1 protein-coding gene is annotated in these 1,457 nt (G+C 61.2%); it reads right to left on the bottom strand.

Going from position 1 to position 1,457, the window contains the following annotated elements; all coding sequences use genetic code 11:
* The coding region (locus tag ACE04F_RS16240; protein WP_486108239.1) for a glycogen/starch synthase at nucleotides 1–938 on the bottom strand (938 nt) is incomplete at its 3' end.
* Nucleotides 939–1,457 lie beyond the last annotated feature (519 nt).

Raw genomic sequence — 1,457 nt, 5'->3', positions numbered from 1 at the left:
ATGGAAAACTGGCGCTGCAGATGTGAGTCGGTTGCCGAATCCCAGCTCTCGTCAATGCCGTTGGGAATCCCGCTGAGCAGGCCTTGTTGGGTTTTGGCGGCGAGGAACCCGTCAAGCCCGCAGCCGAACGCCGGGGTGGTGATTTCCTGGGCGTAGGTAGCGCTGACCGTGGTGATGTGGCTGGAATAGGCCATGCCGGCCTTGAGGAACGACAGCTTGCCGTAGAACTCCATGCCCTCCTGTTGCAGCGCGTGCTCCGGGATGCCCAGCTCCGGGCAGGAAGCCAGGCTGACCACGCCCTGGTACGCCAGGTTGTGGATGGTGAACAGGGTCGGCGTGCGTTGACCGCGCCAGTGCATATAGGCGGGCGCCAGGCCAGCTGGCCAGTCGTGGGCATGGACCAGGTCCGGGCACCAGTGGATCTGCGCCAGGTTGGCGGCGATGTCAGCGGCGGCCAGGCCCAGGCGGGCGAAGCGGATGTGATTGTCGGGCCAGTCGCGGCCATTGTTGGCGCCGTAGGGGGAGCCTTCGCGGGCATACAGTTCGGGACAGATCAGGACGTAGATCACCAGACCGTCGGCCATGTCCATGCGGCCGATCTTGCACGGCGGCAGTGCTGCGTGGCCGCCCAGTTCGCCGATGATATGGATCGGATTGCCGCTGTTCATGACTTGCGGATACCCGGGGATCAGCACCCGGACATCATGCAGGCCGGCCATGGCCCGGGGCAGGGCGGAAGAAACATCGCCGAGGCCGCCGGTCTTGACCAGGTCGGCGATTTCCGACGTGACGAACAGGATCTTCTTGCGGTTGGGATTCTGTCGAACGACAGGGAGCAGTGCCTTGCCTCCGGTGGCCAGCACCGGTGCCGTCGGCGATTCAGCCGCCGGCGGTAGTTGAGAGCGGACTTGCTGTGGTTCCAAGGCAGCACTGATCATAAATAACTCCTATTTCTCGATCTGTTTCCGGCAAGCGCCAGAGCTGTTGTTTCATTGGCCGAATCCTGCGGCCAGGCGCACGAGCGCTACGCAAGGAGAGCAAAGCGCTGCCCAATGCGGCGAAGCGAATCAGGTGAGGGGGCCGTTGCAAGGAATGCTCCAGCAGTTGTTGCCCTTCCTCTAACCTGACCTGCCGCCGTTGTGAAAAGTTTCGACTTTTTTTCCTTCGGATGACCGGTCGGTTTTCCCCACGGAAAGGCAGTCTAGGTCAGAAGCTAGAGCGCTGCGGTTCGGTTCGTCGAATTGTCCGACAATCACGTTGATTGTCGGCAATGTCTTACACGAAGCAGGGGAATACGAACCGACGAAGTGCAGGTTGTTTGAAATATTCGGGGTGTAATGAGGCGCGATAGTTCAATCGCGTGCGCGGTTCAACAGCGCTCCGCACCATAAGGGGGCGGGCTGGATGGAGGCGTTTTGATGGCTTGAGGATGCAACAACGGCCCCCAAATGTGGGAG

The organism is Pseudomonas sp. AGC41 (assembly GCF_057334555.1).
The sequence above is the reverse complement of the archived record's forward strand: the minus strand, read 5'-3'. Positions and strand labels throughout refer to the sequence as shown.